A 1,489-nucleotide genomic window follows, 5' to 3' on the forward strand; every position below is an offset into this window, starting at 1 on the left:
CCTTTCATCCGCTCTATTGTGCACTACGAGCCCTATCTCTATGAAACTTATTTTGAGCGATGGCCAAAGCTGCTTACATTTTTCAAACAAATGCACACTAGCAAGCTGCCTGCGCCATGCCTTTACAATATCGGCGAACCGGAATCTCTGCTTTCCATCTTCCCAAGCCTAGAAGAGAAAATACCGATGTTAGCCAAGAAAGACGAGCTAGAGGAATTCTCCTTATTCCTGGTTGCCTTCTTCCGGGCCTTACGGCAAATATGGGAACGAAGCGATGTGCAGTTCGACTCCGGCCATACCCGTCATAAGCATCAAGCTGAGCGTATTCTGGGCTGGCTCGAAGGGCATTACACAGAGCCGCTTCGACTTGAGCACATGGCCAGCGAGCTTCACCTGTCTCCCTACCATCTCTCTCACTTGTTCAAAGAGTGCACAGGCAGCAGTATTTCTGACTATGTGACGGCACGTAGAATGCAGCAAGCTGTCATGCTGCTAACCTCAACCGAACAGTCGATTGCACAAATCGCTGAAAATATCGGCATTACGAACAGTTCCTACTTCTGCAAAATGTTTAAAAGCCGTATGGGCAGTACGCCGCATCAATTCCGCTTGCAATGGCAGAAGCAGCGCTGACGGCCTCAATGTGCTGTATCAAGCTGCATCCTTACTTGTAGCTGCTGCCTGTTGTAATGGTGGTCGTTGCAAAATTCTCGATCGACTTATTTTTCTCATAGAAATGAGTTGCATTCGCTTGAACACCTTCACGCGTGTAGAAAGCATCCTCAGGGCCGATCGGGAATTTCACCAATTGTCCCGTGCTTGCCGATTTATAGATAGCCGTAATTAATTCCAGTGTTTGTCTGCCGCTATTGCCATCGATCAGGAGAGGTGCGCCTGTCTCAATGGATGTAAGCACATTATCAATTTGACCCGCATGGCCTACATGCACGACTTCCGGCAGAGCATCATAGAACGCTTGCAGCTGTGACTCCAGTTCTGGATTCGGCTCAGGGAAGCCATTTGCTTTGGAGTTCGATGCTTTCACTTTCCAAGGTGTTGAGACGCGCGCCTTAGCGCCTTGGAAAATCAACTGCTGCTCTTCCCCGTGATGAACGACAGAGCTGGTCAGTTGACCGAGCGATCCATTCGCATAGCGCAGCATCCCGATCGAAAGATCTTCCACTTCGGCATTATCATGYGCAACATTGCTCATGAATGCCTGCACTTCGCTTGGGCTGCCCATCATCCACAACAGCGCATCAATATGATGCACGGCGTGGTTCAGTGTCGGGCCGCCACCTTCTTTTTCCCATGTGCCGCGCCACCACAGATCATAATACGAATGACCGCGCCACCAGAACGAATCCACCTGCACGTGCAGGATATTCCCCATAAGTCCGCTTTCTAGGACCGACTTCATTTTCATCATCGGCGTTTTGAAGCGATTCTGAGCCACAACGGACAACAGCTTGCCTGTACGACGCGACGC

2 protein-coding genes are annotated in these 1,489 nt (G+C 50.1%); one reads left to right on the forward strand and one right to left on the reverse strand.

What is annotated here, in order from left to right; translation table 11 throughout:
• On the forward strand, window positions 1-633 hold a 633-nt coding region (locus AC1DUA_RS37230; RefSeq protein WP_477504509.1), incomplete at its 5' end, for a helix-turn-helix transcriptional regulator.
• Between the two features lie 31 nt (window positions 634-664).
• Here AC1DUA_RS37230 and AC1DUA_RS37235 read toward each other — a convergent pair.
• A partial coding sequence (locus AC1DUA_RS37235; RefSeq protein WP_477504510.1) for a Gfo/Idh/MocA family protein occupies window positions 665-1,489 on the reverse strand: 825 nt, incomplete at its 5' end.

Source organism: Paenibacillus sp. 01T422 (assembly GCF_056398785.1).